Source organism: Aquibaculum sediminis (assembly GCF_040712085.1).
Taxonomy (GTDB): domain Bacteria; phylum Pseudomonadota; class Alphaproteobacteria; order Kiloniellales; family DSM-21159; genus Aquibaculum; species Aquibaculum sediminis.
This window is the reverse complement of the sequence record NZ_JBFCVK010000010.1, coordinates 14,589-31,485: the sequence shown is the minus strand read 5'-3', so window position 1 is coordinate 31,485 and position 16,897 is coordinate 14,589. Positions and strand designations below refer to the sequence as shown.

The 16,897-nt window shown below is 66.9% G+C and carries 14 protein-coding genes; 7 read left to right on the top strand and 7 right to left on the bottom strand.

Annotated features, from left to right (window positions below; all coding sequences use genetic code 11):
- The first annotated feature begins 78 nt into the window (after positions 1-78).
- From rnr to rpmG, 4 genes are all read left to right on the top strand, one after another.
- On the top strand, positions 79-2,316 hold the full coding sequence (gene rnr, locus ABZ720_RS15065) for a ribonuclease R (protein ID WP_366556355.1): 2,238 nt from the start codon (positions 79-81) through the stop codon (positions 2,314-2,316).
- Between the two features lie 148 nt (positions 2,317-2,464).
- A complete protein-coding gene (locus ABZ720_RS15060) occupies positions 2,465-4,123 on the top strand; it encodes a S41 family peptidase (RefSeq protein ID WP_366556354.1) in 1,659 nt (552 codons plus the stop codon).
- A gap of 13 nt (positions 4,124-4,136) precedes the next feature.
- Positions 4,137-4,832, top strand: coding sequence for an NUDIX hydrolase (locus ABZ720_RS15055; RefSeq protein WP_366556353.1), 696 nt, complete (start codon positions 4,137-4,139; stop codon positions 4,830-4,832).
- A 198-nt stretch (positions 4,833-5,030) separates the two neighbouring features.
- A complete protein-coding gene (gene rpmG, locus ABZ720_RS15050; protein WP_275821442.1) occupies positions 5,031-5,198 on the top strand; it encodes a 50S ribosomal protein L33 in 168 nt (55 codons plus the stop codon).
- Positions 5,199-5,363: 165 nt separating this feature from the next.
- On the opposite strand, the gene ABZ720_RS15045 is transcribed toward rpmG, so the two are convergent.
- The 7 genes from ABZ720_RS15045 to lpdA form a co-directional block, all read right to left on the bottom strand.
- Positions 5,364-9,014, bottom strand: coding sequence for a hydantoinase B/oxoprolinase family protein (locus tag ABZ720_RS15045; protein ID WP_366556352.1), 3,651 nt, complete (start codon positions 9,012-9,014; stop codon positions 5,364-5,366).
- A gap of 101 nt (positions 9,015-9,115) precedes the next feature.
- A complete protein-coding gene (locus tag ABZ720_RS15040; protein ID WP_366556351.1) occupies positions 9,116-9,499 on the bottom strand; it encodes a gamma-butyrobetaine hydroxylase family protein in 384 nt (127 codons plus the stop codon).
- The gene (locus ABZ720_RS15035) at positions 9,492-9,677 is read right to left on the bottom strand and encodes a Trm112 family protein (RefSeq protein WP_366556350.1); all 186 of its coding nucleotides are present in this window, start codon (positions 9,675-9,677) and stop codon (positions 9,492-9,494) included. The genes ABZ720_RS15040 and ABZ720_RS15035 overlap by 8 nt, the downstream gene beginning before the upstream one ends.
- Before the next feature lie 31 nt (positions 9,678-9,708).
- Complete coding sequence (locus ABZ720_RS15030) at positions 9,709-10,404, bottom strand: LON peptidase substrate-binding domain-containing protein (protein ID WP_366556349.1); 696 nt, start codon at positions 10,402-10,404, stop codon at positions 9,709-9,711.
- Positions 10,401-11,342 (bottom strand): thioredoxin, encoded by a 942-nt coding sequence (gene trxA / locus ABZ720_RS15025; RefSeq protein WP_366556348.1) that lies wholly within the window; start codon positions 11,340-11,342, stop codon positions 10,401-10,403. Before trxA ends, ABZ720_RS15030 begins: the two co-directional genes overlap by 4 nt.
- A 114-nt stretch (positions 11,343-11,456) precedes the next feature.
- Positions 11,457-12,386, bottom strand: coding sequence for a 2-hydroxyacid dehydrogenase (locus ABZ720_RS15020; protein WP_366556347.1), 930 nt, complete (start codon positions 12,384-12,386; stop codon positions 11,457-11,459).
- Between the two features lie 10 nt (positions 12,387-12,396).
- On the bottom strand, positions 12,397-13,794 hold the full coding sequence (gene lpdA, locus ABZ720_RS15015) for a dihydrolipoyl dehydrogenase (protein ID WP_366556346.1): 1,398 nt from the start codon (positions 13,792-13,794) through the stop codon (positions 12,397-12,399).
- A 411-nt stretch (positions 13,795-14,205) separates the two neighbouring features.
- Here lpdA and ABZ720_RS15010 point away from each other — a divergent pair, with 411 nt between their 5' ends.
- The 3 genes from ABZ720_RS15010 to trmB all read left to right on the top strand — a co-directional run bounded on the left by ABZ720_RS15010 (position 14,206) and on the right by trmB (position 16,766).
- Positions 14,206-14,691 (top strand): helix-turn-helix domain-containing protein, encoded by a 486-nt coding sequence (locus ABZ720_RS15010; RefSeq protein WP_366556345.1) that lies wholly within the window; start codon positions 14,206-14,208, stop codon positions 14,689-14,691.
- A gap of 171 nt (positions 14,692-14,862) precedes the next feature.
- Positions 14,863-16,035: a methionine adenosyltransferase gene (metK, locus tag ABZ720_RS15005; protein ID WP_366556344.1), complete on the top strand. Its 1,173-nt coding sequence runs from the start codon at positions 14,863-14,865 to the stop codon at positions 16,033-16,035.
- Entirely contained in the window at positions 16,035-16,766 is a 732-nt protein-coding gene (gene trmB / locus ABZ720_RS15000; protein ID WP_366556343.1) for a tRNA (guanosine(46)-N7)-methyltransferase TrmB, read from the top strand. Before metK ends, trmB begins: the two co-directional genes overlap by 1 nt.
- The last annotated feature ends 131 nt before the right edge of the window (positions 16,767-16,897 follow it).

The window sequence follows — 16,897 nt, the reverse complement described above, 5'->3', positions numbered from 1 at the left end:
AGCCCTCGACCGGAAGGTCGGCGCGCTGCATGCTGGCCCAGGATTACCGCCCCCACACCGTTTGAACAGGACAGCCTTGTGCCGAAATCCGCCCCACCCCCCTTCCCGGACAAACAGGCGATCCTCGAGTTCCTCCAGAACGCCGGGGCACCGGTCGGCCTGAAGGATCTCGCGCGCCACTTCGCCGTCAAGGGCGCCGACCGGCGTCTGCTGCGCAAGTTGGTGACCGAACTGGAGGAAGAGGGCCAGATTGACAAGCCGGAACGGCGCAAGCTGGCCCCGAAGGGCGCCCTGCCCGCCGTGACCGTGCTGGAGATCAGCGGTCTGGACGAGGACGGCGAGTTGCTGGCCAAGCCCGCGCGTCGCCGCGAGGACGAGGCACCGCCGCCGACCATCTACATGGTCCCGGAAAAGCGCAGCCGCGCCGCCCTGGCGGTGGGCGAGCGGGTGCTTGCCAAGCTCGAGCGCCAGGAGGATGGCAGCTACGCCGCCCGGGTCATCCGACGCCTGGGTCGGGCTCTCGAGCGCGAGGTGCTCGGCATTTACGAGATCGGTCCCAAGGGCGGGCGCCTGAAGCCCACGGACCGCAAGGCAAAGTACGACTATCGGATCAGCCAGGCCGACTCCAAGGGGGCGGAGGCCGGTGAGCTGGTGCTGGCCGAAACCAAACCGCACCACCGCCGCGCCGGCGAGCGCGAGGCCGTGGTCATCGAACGCCTGGGCGGCGTCGACAACCATCGGGCGCTCAGCCTGATCGCCGTGCACGAGCACGGCATCCCGACCCGCTTTCCCGAGCGCGCCATAGCGGAGGCCGAGGCCGCCGGCCCGGTGCCCGAAGCGAAGCGCACCGACCTGCGCGACCTGCCGCTGGTCACCATTGACGGCGCCGATGCCCGGGATTTCGACGACGCCGTCTTCGCCGAAGCCGACGACGACCCCGGGAACCCCGGCGGCTGGCGCCTCGTCGTGGCCATCGCCGACGTGGCCCACTACGTCCGGCCCGACAGCGCCCTCGATCAATCGGCGCGCGAACGCGGCAACTCGGTCTACTTCCCCGACCGGGTTGTGCCGATGCTGCCCGAGGCCCTGTCCAACGGCTGGTGTTCCCTGCGCCCGAACGAGGAGCGCGGCTGCCTGGCCGCCCACCTCTGGATCGATGCCGAAGGCCAGCTCAAGCGGCAGAAGTTCACCCGCGGCGTCATGCGCTCGGCAGCGCGGCTGACCTACGAGCAGGTGCAGCTGGCGCACGACGGCCATCCCGACGAGGCCACCGGCCCCTTGCGCGAGCCGGTGATCACCCCGCTCTACGGCGCATTCCGCGCGCTCTGCAAGGCCCGGGAGAAGCGCGGCACCCTCGATCTGGACATCCCCGAACGCCGGCCCGTGCTCGACGAAGCCGGGCAGGTGGTCGCCATTGAGCCCCGGCGCCGGCTGGACAGCCACCGGCTGATCGAGGAATTCATGATCACCGCGAACGTGGCCGCGGCGCAGGAACTGGAAAAGCGCCGCCAGCCCTGCATGTACCGGGTGCACGATCAGCCGGACAAGGCCCGGGTCGATGCCCTGCGCGAGGTGCTCGACGGCCTGGGACTGCGCCTGGCCAAGGGGCAGGTGCCGCAACCCAAGACCTTCACGCGCATCCTGGAGCAGGTGAAGGGCACCGAAGCCGCCACCATGGTGAGCGAACTGATCCTGCGCGCCCAGGCGCAGGCGGTCTACAGCCCGGAGAACATCGGCCACTTCGGCCTCGCCCTGGCGAAGTATGCCCACTTCACCTCCCCGATCCGCCGCTATTCCGACCTGCTGGTGCACCGCGGCCTGATCTCCGGCCTCAAGCTCGGCGACGACGGGCTGCCGGCCCAGGCTGCAAGCGCGTTCCCGGAGCTGGGCGAGGCCATCTCCATGACCGAGCGTCGGGCCGCCGCCGCCGAGCGCGACGCCATCGACCGCATGACCGCCGCCTTCCTGCAGAACCGCATCGGCGAAGTCTTTGCCGGACGCATCGGCGGCGTCACCCGCTTCGGCCTCTTCGTCACGCTGGAGCAGAGCGGTGCAGACGGGCTCGTGCCCATCTCCTCCCTGCCCGACGACTACTACGTCCACGACGAGACCCAGCACAGCCTGATCGGCCGGCGCTGGGGCCGGGTCTACCATCTGGGCCAGAGCGTGACCGCGGCCCTGGTGGAGGCCGAGCCCTTGACCGGCGGCCTGATCCTGAGCCTGGTGGAAAGCAAGGAGGAAGAAACGCCGCGCAGCCTGCCGACGAAACACCGGCGCAAGGAAGCGAGCGGCCCACGCCGCAAGAACCGCCAGTGAGCAGTCGCGGCAGACTTTCTGCTTTCGTGGCAATGCCCTGCCCGGTTGTGGCCACAATGGCGCGAAAGGTTGGTGTGGTTCATAGGAGGAATGCTCATGACACCCTCTGGCACTTGCCCACCAAACTGTGCTGAATGAGGCGGCGGATGTGATTTTTGTGGACCGGATGATGCGAAGCGACCGGCCTTTACGACGCGGGACTCGAGCGCTCGGCACCCTGTTCGGGTTGCTGCTGCTCATGGCCTGCACCGCCGGCAATGCCGGCTTCTCCAGCCCGGAGTACGACAGCGAGCGGGCCGCCCGGCTGTTCACCGCCGGCTACCATGACATCGCCGGCGTCTACATCGAAGCCATGCCGCCGCGCCAGCTGGCACAGGCCGGTCTGGGCGAATTGCACGACATGGACCCGCGCATCGCCCTGGAGCCGGAAGAGGACAGCGGCTTCATCCTGCGCGTCGAGGACCAGCCGGCACAGCACTATGCCCTGCCGCGCCAGCAGGACTACGACGCCTGGGGTGCGCTCACCGCCCGGGTGCTGGACGACGCCCGGGCCCTGTCGCCGGCCGTCGCCGAGGCCGACGGCGAGGAGCTCTATGGCACCGTCTTCGGGGGTATCGTCGGCGAGCTGGACGGCTTTTCGCGCTATGCCGGCCGCGATCAGGCACGCGAGAACCGCGCCGGGCGCAGCGGCTTCGGCGGCATCGGCGTGCGTATCCGCAACGAGGATGACGGCGTGCGCATCCTCTCGGTCATGGAGGACACACCGGCCGAGAGCGCCGGCCTGCAGGGCCGCGACCTCATCCTGGCCATCGACGGCGCAGCGGCCAAGGACTTCGACCAGTACGAAGTGGTGCAGCAGCTTCGCGGCCCAGTGAACTCCCGGGTGCGCCTGCTGATCAAGCGCGAGGAGATGGAAACGCCCTTCCAGGTCAACGTGCAGCGCGCCCACATTGTGCCCCAGACGGTCCACTACAGCCTTGAGGACTCCGTTGCCGTCTTCCGGGTGACTGGCTTCAATCACGCCACCACCGCCACTTTGCGCCGCAAGCTGGTCCAGGCCGAGCGCGAGGCGGGCGACCGACTTTCGGGCTACCTGCTTGACCTGCGCTCCAACCCCGGCGGTCTGCTGGAGCAGTCGGTGAGCGTGGCCGACATCTTCCTGGAAGGCGGGCGCATCGTCTCAACGCACGGCCGCCATCCCGACAGCCATCAATACTTCGAGTCGCGCCACGAGGCCCGGGTGCCGCCCCGGCCCATGGTGGTGCTGATCAACGGCAACTCGGCCTCGGCCTCGGAAATCGTCGCCGCCGCCCTGCAGGATGCCGGCCGCGCCCTGGTGGTCGGCAGCGGCTCCTATGGCAAGGGAACGGTGCAAACCGTCCTGCGCCTGCCCAACGAGGGCGAACTGACCCTGACCTGGGCGCGATTCCACGCTCCGTCCGGCTACTCCCTGGACCGGCGCGGCGTGATGCCCGACGTCTGCACCAGCGGCGAAACCCAGGACGAGGAGGCGCTGATGAGTGGCATCTATCAGGGCTTCACCCGCGAACACCGGGCCCTGCGCCGGCAACGCGTCGCCGTCGATAATCCGGGGGAACTGGCAGCCTTCCGCGCCCACTGTCCCAAGGATGATGCCGAGCGCGAGGCCGACATGCGCATCGCCATGAAGCTGCTGCGCGACCCGAACCTCTATGCCGCCGCCCAGGGCCTGCCCACGGTGACGGCAGAGATGCCCCGCAGGGAAGTCCTGATCGATCAGGCCCTGTCAAACGAAGCGCCCGCCGGGGTGAGCGTACCAGCACAGTGATTGGGCAAGCACAGTGACGGGCCTGGCGGAAAAGCGCAGGGCGCGGCGCAGTGTCGTGCGACCCCAGGCCGCTGCTGGCATCGTGCTGCTGCGCCGCAGCGCCAAGGGTGCCGAGGTGCTGCTCGGCCGGCGCAACGCCCGGCTGCGCTTCATGCCGGGCTACTACGTCTTTCCCGGCGGCCGCCTGGACCCCGGCGACCGCCAGGCAAGCGGCTTTGCCGAACCGCCAAGTCCGGCGCCCGGCCCAGGCGCCGACGGCCTCACCGCGCGCCTCTTTCCGGCGCTGCGCCGGGCCGCCATTCGCGAGACCTGGGAGGAGACCGGCCTGCTGCTGGCAGACAGCGAGGCCTCCCTGGCAGGCGATACGGCGTCGACACCGGGCGTCTGGCAGGATTACCGCCGCGCGGGACTTGCCCCGGCCTTCGGGCAGCTAAGCTTTGTGGCGCGCGCCATCACGCCACCGCAGTCGCCGATCCGCTTTCACAGCCGCTTCTTTCTCTGCTGCACCGACGAGGTGGCCGTGGGCGGTCGCCTCGCCGGGGATGGCGAGCTGGAGGATCTGGACTGGCGCCCTGCCCGCTCCCTGGACGCGCTGCCCATGGCCGACGTGACCCGTGCGGTGCTGCAGGAGGCGCTGCATCGCCTCGAGCAGCCGGAGCGCCCTGCCTGCCTCTTCCTCTATCGCCAGGGTCGCATCCGCCGCCGCTGACGAGCAGAATCGTGAGGGACGTCCGCTGCGAGCCTTGACTTGTGTCTTCGCGTGGCTATCGTCGCCGCCTTGCAGAGTGTGATCGGGCGGCATGGCCGCACCCCAAGCACTTCGAGAGTCATCGGTGCCTGACCTGCCGGAACACCGGCCCGGGCATCGAAATTTGCAGCGCCAAGCAGCCCGGAAGGACAGATCGTTATGGCGAAGCCCGTGACGCAATGGATCAAGCTGGTGAGCACCGCCGACACCGGCTACTTCTACGTCAAGAAGAAGAACCCGCGTAACCAGACCGAAAAGATGAGCCTGCGCAAGTACGACCCCGTTGCGCGCAAGCACGTCGAGTTCAAGGAATCCAAGATGAAGTGAGGCGGATCGCCGGCCGGGTATCTCGGCCGCGCACCGCTTCCAGTCTCTTGATCAAGAAAACCCCTCGGGCCGGCCGGCCCGAGGGGTTTTTCCTGTTCCAGTCCTCTGAGCAAAAGAGCGCGTCCAAATTTGAAGCCCGAAGGTTCAGATTGGACGCGCTACGCTTCACGCCTTGCCGTAGCCACCGCCGCCCGGCGTTTCCACCAGGAAGGCGTCGCCGGGCTGCATCTCCGCCTTGTCGGTGCCGGAGAGCTCCTCGACCCGTCCGTCCTTGCGGATCACGGCATTGCGGCCCAGCGCGCCGGGTTCGCCGCCCTCCAGACCGAAGTTCGGCACCTTGCGGTGGCTGGAGAGGATCGAGGCCGTCATTGGCTCCAGGAAGCGCAGTCGGCGGATCGTGCCGTCGCCGCCGCGCCAATGCCCCTTGCCGCCGGAACCGCGGCGGATCTCGAAGGACTCCAGCAGCACCGGGAAGCGCCACTCCAGCACCTCGGGGTCGGTGAGCCGCGCATTGGTCATGTGGGTGTGCACGGCATCGCAGCCGTCGAAGCCCTCGCCCGCACCCGAACCTCCGGCGATGGTCTCATAGTACTGGTAGCGGTCGCTGCCGAAGGTGAGGTTGTTCATCGTCCCCTGCGCACCCGCCAGAGCCTTGGTCGCGCCATAGAGGCAGTCGGTGATCGCCTGGCTGGTCTCCACGTTACCGGCCACCACGGCCGCCGGCGCCACCGGATTGAGCATGGAGCCTTCCGGGATCACGATGTCGAGCGGCTTGAGGCAGCCCTCGTTCATCGGGATCTCGTCCTCCACCAGGGTGCGGAAGACGTAAAGCACGGCCGCCCGGCAGACCGCCGAGGGTGCATTGAAGTTGTTGGGCAGCTGCGCGCTGGTGCCGGTGAAATCGATGCGGGCGGTGCGCGCGGCCCGGTCGATGGACACGCTCACTGCGATTTGGCTGCCGTCGTCCATGGGATAGACGAACTGCCCGGGAGCCAGACGATCGAGCACCCGGCGCACCTGCTCCTCGGCGTTGTCCTGCACGTGGCCCATATAGGCCTGCACGACCTCCAGCCCGAAAAGGCCGACGATGCGGCGCAGCTCCGCGACCCCCTTCTGGTTGGCAGCGATCTGTGCCTTGAGGTCGGCCACGTTCTGGTCGGGATTGCGCGCCGGATAACGCGCGTTGCGCAGCAGCTCGCGCACCGCGTCTTCCCGGAAGCGGCCCTGCTCAACCAGCTTGAAGTTGTCGATCAGCACGCCTTCCTCTTCCACCGTCCGGGAATCCGGCGGCATGGAGCCCGGCGTGGTTCCGCCCACATCCGCATGATGGCCGCGGCTGGCCACATAGAAGAGGATTTCGGTTTCGGCCTCGTTGAAGACCGGCGTGACCACGGTGATGTCCGGCAGGTGGGTGCCGCCGTTGTAGGGCGCGTTCAGCATATAGACGTCGCCCGGGGCAAGCCGGTCACGGTTCTGGCGGATCACCACGCGGATCGATTCGCTCATGGAGCCCAGATGCACCGGCATGTGCGGCGCATTGGCGACCAGGTCACCCGTCGGCGTGAAGAGCGCGCAGGAGAAGTCCAGCCGCTCCTTGATGTTCACCGAGTAGGCGGTCTTCTCCAGCGTGGAGCCCATCTGCTCGGCGATGGACATGAAGAGATTGTTGAAGATCTCCAGCATGACCGGATCGACCTGCGTGCCCACGGCTACGGCCCGCTCCAGCGGCACCACGCGCTCCAGCACCAGGTGATTGCGGCCGGTGAGCGCGGCGCGCCAGCCGGGGTCGACCACCGTGGTGGAGGTGGTTTCGATGACGATGGCCGGGCCATCGATCTTGTGGCCGGGCACGATGTCCTCGCGCCGGAAGACCGGCGCGTCGTGCCAGGCGCCATTGGTGTAGATCGCACGCTGCGCCGCCGGCTGCGGCGCGGGGGCGTTCTCCTGCACTGCCAGATCCGGATCGTCGGCGGCATCGGTGCGACCGATGGCTTCGACGGAGACCGCCTCCACCACATGGGCCTTTTCTGGCATGGTGAAGCCGAAACGCTGCGTGTAGGCTGCCTCGAAGGCAGCGACCACGGCTTCGGCCGTGCCGAAATCAACGATCAGCGCCGAGTCGGTCCCCTCGTAGCGCAGGTGAACCTTGCGCAGGATCTCGATGCGCGCCGCCGGTACGCCCTGGGCCACCAGCTCGCCGCGGGCTTCCGCTTCCAGCGTATCAAGCGCAGAGGTGACGTCCTCCAGCGCCGACTGCAGGCGCTTTTCCACCGCCTGCTCCTTGATCACGCGCAGGTCGGCCAGCCCCATGCCATAGGCCGAGAGCACACCGGCGTAGGGGTGCAGGAAGATGCGGGTCATGCCCAGGGTGTCGGCGATGTCGCAGGCATGCTGTCCGCCGGCGCCACCGAAGCAGTTCAGGGTGTACCTGGAGACGTCGTAGCCGCGCTGGATGGAGATCTTCTTGATGGCGTTGGCCATGTTCTCCACCGCGATGCGGCGAAAGCCCTCGGCCACTTCTTCTGGGCTGCGCTCGTCGCCTGTGGCCTCGTGGATCCTGCTGGCCATCTCGGCAAACTGCGTCTTCACCACCTCGCCATTCAGTGGCTCGTCGGCCCCGGGGCCGAAGACCGGCGGGAAGAAATCGGGCTGGATGCGGCCCAGCATGACATTGGCATCGGTGACCGCCAGCGGGCCGCCGCGGCGATAGCTGGCCGGCCCGGGATTGGCACCGGCGCTGTCGGGCCCCACCCGGTACCGGGTGCCATCGAAATGCAGGATCGACCCACCGCCGGCCGCCACTGTGTTTATCTGCATCATCGGCGCACGCATACGCACACCTGCGACCTGGGTCTCAAACGTACGCTCGTACTCGCCGTCGTAGTGGGCGACATCAGTGGAGGTGCCGCCCATGTCGAAGGTGATGATCTTCTCGAAGCCGCCCATGGCTGCCGTGCGCACGGCACCGACAATGCCGCCGGCCGGCCCGGAGAGAATGGAGTCCTTTCCCTGAAAGGCGTGGGCATCGGTCAGGCCGCCGTTCGACTGCATGAACAGCAGCCGCACGGCCGCGGCCGCCGCATCCCCCTCGGCCCCGCCGAGTTGCCCCGCGACCTGGTCGACGTAGCGCCGCAGGATCGGCGAAAGGTAGGCATCGACAACGGTGGTGTCGCCGCGCCCGACCAGCTTCATCAGCGGGCTCACCTCGTGGCTGACCGAGATCTGCGGAAAGCCGATCTCGCGGCCGATCTCCGCCACCCGCTTCTCATGGTCGGTGAAGCGATAGCCGTGCATGAACACGATGGCGAGCGAGCGGATGCCGGCATCATAGGCCGCCTGCAGCCCGGCGCGCGTGGCTGCCTCGTCCAAGGGCTCCAGTACCGTGCCGTCGGCCAGCAGACGCTCGGGAACCTCCACCACCTGCTCATAGAGCAGTTCCGGCAGTTCGATACGCCGGGTGAAAAGGTGCGGGCGGTTCTGGTAGGCGATGCGCAGCTGGTCGCGGAAGCCGCGGGTGATGGCGAGTACCGTGCGATCGCCCTTGCGCTCTAGCAAGGCGTTGGTGGCAACCGTGGTGCCCATTTTCACCGCCTCGACCTGGCTGGCGGGAATGGCTTCCTCGCCCTGCAGGCCGAGCAGATCGCGGATGCCCTGAATCGCGGCGTCCTTGTAGGCCTCGGGATTCTCGGACAGCAGCTTGTGGGTGACGATCTCGCCGTCGGGGCGGCGGCCCACCACATCGGTGAAGGTTCCGCCGCGATCGATCCAGAACTGCCAGCGCCCCTCGCCGTCGCGCACGCCTGCCTCACCCGCCATATCGTCTCTCCGCTCCTGCTGTCGGATCGCCGCCGCGCCCCAGCGCAGCGCGACTCGCTTGCCGTAAAGGTGGTCTGCTTACTGTCTTGCCGGGGGGTTTCTCAAGCACGACCCGGCGGGTCGCGCGACAAACCGCGGGCTTCGAGATTGCTCAAGTAGTCGGCCCAGAGCTGTTCCTGCTCCTCGCCCAGCTTGTGGAGGTAGTCCCAGGAATAGAGGCCGGTGTCGTGCAGGTCGTCGAACTTCAGGCGGACGGCATAGCTGCCCACCGGCTCGATTTCCATGATGCCCACGTGCCGGCGCCCGGAGACGATCTGCTTTTGTCCCGGACCGTGGCCCTGGACCTCGGCGGAGGGGCTTTCCACCCGCAGCAGCTCCGCGGGCAGCGAGAAGCTTTGCCCGTCGTCGAAGGTCACCTCCAGGCACTTCTCCGAGCGCTTGTAGCGCAGCTCCACCGGGTGGTGCTTGACGTCGAACTCACTCATCGAGATCGCGCGCCTCTTCCGGCAGCATGATGGGGATGCCGTCGCGCACCGGATAGGCCAGTTTGGCCTGCCGGCTGATCAGCTCCTGACGCTCCCGATCGTACTCCAGCGGCCCCTTGGTCAAGGGACAGACCAGGATATCGAGCAGCTTTGGATCCACTCTCGCAGCATCCGCCATTTCTATCTCCCCGAATCGGCCCCGGATCGGGTCAGTGGCGCAGGACTTCGCCACCGCCCTGGGCCAGGGTTGCCATCTCGAACAGCGCGATCATCGTCTCTGCCCGCTCGCCCAGCGTCGGCGCTTCCAGCAGCGCCTGCTTCTCGCGCACATCGAAGGGGCAGAGCATGGCCAGCGCCGTCACCAGCTCGTCGTCTGCGGCGGCCTGGATCGAGTCCCAGTCGCCCTGCAGGCCGGAGACCTCGAAGTAGCCGCGCAGCGCCTGCAGCAGTCGGGTGCGGTCGAAGGCCTGCTCGATCTGCGCCAGTTCGTCACCGCCTTCCAGGTCGCCGCGGAACGGCTCCCAGGCCGGCCGGACACGGCGATAGCCTTCCTCGGCCCGCGGCAGTTCCTCGCGCACGCTGAAGCGCAGCATGCCGGTCAGTGTGATGAGATAGCGCCCGTCGTCGGTTTCGCCGAAGGAAGTGATGCGCCCGGCGCAGCCGATGCCGAACAGCGGCGCGGCGCCAACGTCGGCGGAGTCACCCTCCTGGTCCTGAGGGAGCGGCTGCACCATGCCGATCAGCCGCGACCCGGCCAGGGCGGCCTGGGTCATGGCCAGATAGCGCGGCTCGAAAATGTTAAGCGGAAGCTGGCCGCCCGGCAGGAGCAGAGCCCCCGGCAGCGGGAAGATCGGCAGGATCTCCGGCAGTTCGTCGTAACGCGGGGCGAAAGCAGGTGTGGTCATGCGAAGAGCAGCGACGAGAGGCGCCGACGCGCCTCCTGGGCCAGCGGATCCTTGAAGCCCCAGGCCTCGAAGTACTTCACCAGCTGCTTGCGGGCCGCATCCTCGTTCCAGTCGCGCTGGCGCTTGACGATCTCCAGCAGTTCCTCGACCGCCGCTTCGCGCTTGTTCTGGGCATAGAGCGCCTGGGCCAGGTCGAAGCGCGCCTGATGGTCGTCAGGGTTATGCGCCACCTTTTCCATCAGGTCGGCCACGTCGCCGCTCTGCGCCGCCTGGCGCGCCAGTTCGATGGCGCTGGACACCGCCTGCAGCTCGGGCTTGAGCTGCATGGCTTCCGGCAGGCTCTTCAGGGTCTCCTCGGCACCGTCCAGATCGCCCATATCGATCTGGCAGCGCAGCATGCCGGCAACCGCCGCCGCATTCTCCTGATCCTGCTGCAGGATCCGTCCGAAAAGCTGGGCCGCTTCCTGCGGCTGGCCGGCGGTGCGCATATTCTCAGCCTCGGCGAGGATCTCCTCCGCCGAAGGGCCCGCATCCTGCCCCGCCGTCTGCAGCACACCGGCGATGAACTGCTTGACCTGGCTTTCCGGCAGCGCGCCCTGGAAACCGTCCACCGGCTGCCCCTGATAGAAGGCGTAGACCGTGGGCACGGACTGGATGCGCAGCTGTGCGGCCAATTGCTGGTTCTTGTCGATGTCGATCTTGACCAGGGAGACCTTGCCGCCTGCCTCGCTCACCGCCTTTTCCAGCACCGGCGTCAGCTGCTTGCATGGCCCACACCAGGTGGCCCAGAAGTCCACGATAACCGGCCGCTGCATGGAGGCTTCCATGACGTCCTGGCGGAAGTTCGCGGTATCCGAATCCTTTATGACATCGCCGGCCGGGGCGGCTTGCCCCGCGGCGCTGGGATTACCGGACAGCGAACCAATAATCGGCTCCATTGCGCAGACTCCGTTCGGAATTTAAGGCATCACAACCGGCCCTGGCGGCACCGGACTGCCTTCAAAATGGCTGCTTGCCCCGCTCGAAACAAGGGCACGCGAGACGGCCCCAGTTCAGTAACCGCGTTCGAAATCCACCACATTGAGCGGCGGCTGGCCGGACTCGATGCGGGCGATGTTCTCCGCCACCGAGCGCGCTGCCGTGTCCGGCACGGTCATCGAGGCAATGTGCGGCGTCATCACCACCCGGGGATGCTCCCACAGCGGGCTGTCCGCCGGCAGTGGCTCGGTCTCGAACACGTCCAGCGAGACCTCCTTGAGCTGGCCGGAATCCAGGGCCGCCAGGATATCCGTCTCTACCTGGTGCGCGCCGCGGCCGACATTGATCAGACAGGCGCCGCGCGGCAGCTTCGCGAAGAGCTGCGCATTGAGAATTCCCCGGGTTTCCGGGGTCAATGGCAGCAGGCAGACCAGAATGTCGCTGCGCGCCAACATGGCATCGAGCCCGTCTGGCCCGTGATAGCAGGCCACGCCCGCCACTTCCTTGGGCGTGCGGCTCCAGCCGGCCACATCGAAGCCCAGCGTCGCCAGCTTGGCCGCTGCATCCTGGCCCAGGACGCCGAGCCCCAGAATACCCACCCGGCGGTCCCCGGCGGGCATCGCGGGAATCTCGCGCCAGAGGCGCTGAGCCGCCTGGGCGCGATAGTCCAGCATCAAGCGATGGTGATAGAGCACCTGCATCAGGACGAACTCGGTCATCCCGGCGGTCAGGCCCTCCTCCACCATGCGGACCACCGGCAGCTGCGCCGGGCGCTTACGATCGGCAACGATGTGGTCGATCCCGGCGCCGATGGAGAAGATCGCCTTCAGGTTCGGCAGCGTGGCCAGAAAACCCTCGGGCGGCTCCCAGACCAGGGCGTACTCGATATCCGCCTTCTCCCCCACCTCGGGCCAGAGTCGGATCTCGCGGTCCGGCAGATGCTTCTGCAGCGCCGGCAGCCAGGTGTCGTGACGCTCGATGTCGGACTTGAACAGCAGAGTCATACAGAAGGCCTCAGATATGCAGGGAGCGGCCGTGCACGGCCAGGGCGGCTTCCTTCACCGCCTCGTTGAGGGTCGGATGGCCGTGGAACGAGCGGGCCAAATCCTCGGCCGAACCGCCGAACTCCATCGCCACCACCACCTCGTGGATCAAGGTGCCGGCCTCCGGCCCCAGGATGTGAGCGCCCAGGATGCGATCGGTGGCTTTGTCGGCCAGAATCTTCACCATGCCATCGGTGCTGTTCATCGCCCGGGCGCGACCGTTGGCGGTGAAGGGGAACTTGCCGACGCGATACTCGACGCCCGCCTCCTTCAGCTCCTCCTCGGTCTTGCCCACACTGGCCACTTCCGGCCAGGTGTAGACGATGCCCGGCACGGTATCGTAGTTCACATGGCCCGGCTGCCCGGCGAGGATCTCGGCCAGGGCGGCGCCCTCCTCCTCGGCCTTGTGCGCCAGCATCGGGCCGGGGATGACGTCGCCGATGGCGTGGATGCCGGCCACGTTGGTGCGGTAGGCCGCATCCACCTTTATCCGGCCGCGCTCATCCAGTTCAACGCCGACCTCTTCCAGGCCCAGACCCTCGACGTAGGGCTTGCGACCGACGGCCACGAGCACGACGTCGCAATCCAGGCTTTCCGCCTCGCCGCCCTTGGCCGGCTCCATGGTGAGCGTCACCCCGGAGCGCTTGGTCTTGGCACCCGTGACCTTGGTGGCGAGCTTGAAGGTCATGCCCTGCTTCTTCAGCACGCGCTGGAAGGTCTTGGCGATCTCGCCATCCATGCCCGGCACGATGCGGTCGAGGAACTCGACCACGGTGACCTTGGCGCCGAGGCGCTGCCAGACCGAGCCCATTTCCAGGCCGATGTAGCCGCCGCCGATCACCACCAGGTGCTTCGGCACCTTCTCCAGGGTCAGAGCCCCGGTGGAGGAGACGATTCGCTCCTCATCCACGTCCAGTCCGGGCAGGTCCACGTGGGTCGAGCCGGTGGCAATCACGATGTTCTTGGCCGACACGCTCTCGCCATCGACCTCCACGGTGCCCGGCGCGGTGATCCGCCCGGCGCCCTTCAGCCAGTCGATCTTGTTCTTCTTGAAGAGGAACTCGATGCCTTTGACGTTGCTCTCGACCACGGAGTCCTTGTGCTCAAGCATGGTCGGCAGGTCGAGGCTGACCTTGCCCAGCTTGACGCCGAACTTCGCCAGGGAGTGATTGGCTTCCTCGAACTTCTCACTGGCCTGCAGCAGCGCCTTCGAAGGAATGCAGCCGATATTGAGGCAGGTGCCACCCAGGGTGCCCCGCTTCTCAACGCAGGCAACCTTCATCCCGAGTTGTGCTGCGCGGATGGCACAGACATAACCGCCGGGTCCGCCACCAATCACAACCAGGTCATAGGCCTTCTGCTCGCTCATCGCGTCGCCTCCTCTGCATGCAGCGCGGCAACTTGCCGCAAAGCGGGCCCGGGAACAAGCGGGAGCAGGCAAACCCACGGCTGCGCTTCGGCGCGACCGGCCACCCGGCCGTTCGCCACAGGACGCGCCCCACTGCTACTCTACGGCAGTAACGCAGCAGCGCAGCCTTGATTTGTGCGGGAAACATGTAATAGTGGAGTTGCTTTGCTGGCCGGGCTGGGGAACGGCGGTTCGCCCCTCTTTCCCGATCCACCTTTCTTCACGGCCAAGGCCGGAGGTGGGGCGGTTCGAGTCTGAAGTCAATTTAGTGTGCCTGCCTTGAGCCCAATCCGGGGGCAGCATGTTGACTACATACTATAGTATGCAATATGCCAAGCATTCCGCGGAAAAATTGCGGTGCAACAAGGAGGCATGATGGCCAAGGGGCAGGGTATACGGGGTCGGGGCGCAGGGCGCCCCAACGCAGTGGACGTTCACGTCGGCAGGCGCGTGCGACAGCGGCGCACGCTGATGGGCTTCAGCCAGGAAAGACTGGGAGAAGCCATCGGCCTGACCTTCCAGCAGGTGCAGAAGTACGAGCGGGGCAGCAACCGAATCAGCGCCAGCCGCCTGTATGACCTGTCGCAGGTGCTCGACACCGATATGAACTTCTTCTTCGCAGATATGCCCGAAGAGGTCGCCGCCCGCTCGCCGAGCCGGGTGCTTGCGGAAAAGCTGGAGCTGGAGGACTACATGCCCGCTCCGGACCCGGTGATTAAGCGGGAAACCCTGGAGCTGGTGCGCGCCTATTACCGCATCAGCAGGCCGGAGATGCGCAAGCGGCTCTTCGAGATGACCAAGGCCCTGGCGGCGTTGGACGGCCGCAAGGCTGAGGAAGACAACGAAGAATCGAAATAAATCGGCGGCTTCACTACCACGACAGCATAGCCGGAGCGGCGCTGCCCGAGCCGGCGCAAAATGGGAGTCTCCCGGAGGGGGCCTTGTACTTGCTGCTATCAAGCGGCAGGTTAAGCCCGCCCGTTCGGGCAATCTCGCTTACTTCTAAGACAGCGACGAGGATTTATTATCGTGCGTAAAGGCCGCTATCTCTTCACCAGCGAATCAGTTTCCGAGGGCCATCCGGATAAGGTGTGTGACCGCATCTCCGATGCGATCGTCGACGCCTACCTCTCCCATGACCCACTGTCACGAGTAGCGGTGGAGACCTTGGCGACCACCAACCGCGTCGTGCTTGCCGGCGAGGTCCGTGGGCCGGAGGCCGTGAATGCGGCAATGATGGAAGACGTCGCCCGGGCGGCGGTGCGCGACATCGGCTATCGTCAGGAAGGTTTCAGCTGGGAAACCATGGACGTCGCCGTGCATGTGCATCAGCAGTCCGCTGACATCGCCGTGGGCGTGGACGCCGCCGGCAACAAGGACGAGGGTGCTGGCGATCAGGGCATCATGTTCGGTTTCGCCTGCGATGAGACCGATGCGCTCATGCCCGCGCCAATCCACTATTCCCATGCAATTCTGAAATCCATGGCCGAAGCCCGCCACTCCGGCGCCGAGCCCATCCTGGAGCCCGATGCCAAGAGTCAGGTGACGCTGCAGTACGAAGACGGCATTCCGGTCGGCGTCACCTCCGTGGTGGTCTCCACCCAGCATTCGGAAAAGGCGACCCAGGAGGAGCTGCGCGAGATCGTGCGCGGCCATATCTCCCACTGCCTGCCCAACGGCTGGATGCCGCCGGAGGAGGAGCTCTACGTCAACCCGACCGGTCGCTTCGTCATCGGTGGTCCCGACGGTGATGCCGGCCTGACCGGTCGCAAGATCATCGTGGACACCTACGGCGGTGCGGCGCCGCACGGCGGCGGTGCCTTCTCGGGCAAGGATCCGACCAAGGTGGACCGTTCGGCCGCCTATGCCGCGCGCTACCTGGCCAAGAACGTGGTTGCTGCCGGCCTCGCCAAGCAGTGTCTGATCCAGGTGTCCTATGCCATCGGTGTCTCCAAGCCGATCAGTCTCTATGTGGAGACTGCCGGCACGGCCGAGGTCGATCCCTACAAGCTGGAGAAGGTGCTGCGCGAGGTCATGGACCTCAGCCCCCGGGGCATTCGCGAGCACCTGAAGCTGAACCGTCCGATCTACGCCCGCACTGCGGCCTACGGTCACTTCGGCCGCGCGCCGGATGCCGACGGCGGCTTCTCCTGGGAGCGGACGGACCTGGTGGACGAACTGCGTCGCGCTTTCGGAGCCTGATGTCTGCGAGCGGTGAGGCGCGGCCTCCCGCCGCGAAGCTGCATGGCCGGCGCACGGGGCGACCCCTGCGCCGGTCGCTGCAGCATCTGATCGACGAAGAGCTGCCGCGGCGGGCACTGACACTGCCCGACCCGCCGGTAGTGCTCGACCTCCAGGCCCTCTTCCCCTCGTGCCGCGAGTACTGGCTCGAGGTGGGCTTCGGCGGGGGCGAGCACCTGGCCGCCCAGGCGGCCGCGCATCCTCATGTCGGCATCATCGGTGCCGAGATCTTCCGCAACGGCATTGCCACTCTGCTGCGCAGCCTTGTGGAGCAGCGCGGCGACAATGTCCGCATACTCGAGGAGGATGCCCGCGCCCTGCTGCCGCTGCTGCCAGAGGCCAGCCTCACGCGCGCCTTCCTTTTGTTCCCCGACCCCTGGCCCAAGACCCGCCATCACAAGCGGCGCTTCGTGCAGCCGGAAACCCTCGACCTCCTGGCCGCGGCCATGGTGGACGACGGCGAGTTTCGGCTCGCCAGCGACGATCCGGGCTATCTCACCTGGATGCTGCGCCACCTGCTGGCCCATCCGGACTTTGAATGGCTGGCCGAACGCGCTGAGGATTGGCGGCACCGGCCGGAAAACTGGCCCCAGACCCGATATGAGGCCAAAGCGTTGGAGGAGGGTCGACCACCGGCCTTCCTGCGGTTTCGCAGGCGTGTCCGCCGGTCGAACGCCGGCCTTTGTGCTTGAAATCCGCGCCAACGGGGCATAGTGTGTCTCTGTGCCATAGGGTCTTGGCTTGATCTTGTGATCTTGCCGAGCCGTTTTGCTGTGGTGGGCCACTGGCCCGCCTTTTTTGTTACGCCCGGTTGCCGGCACTG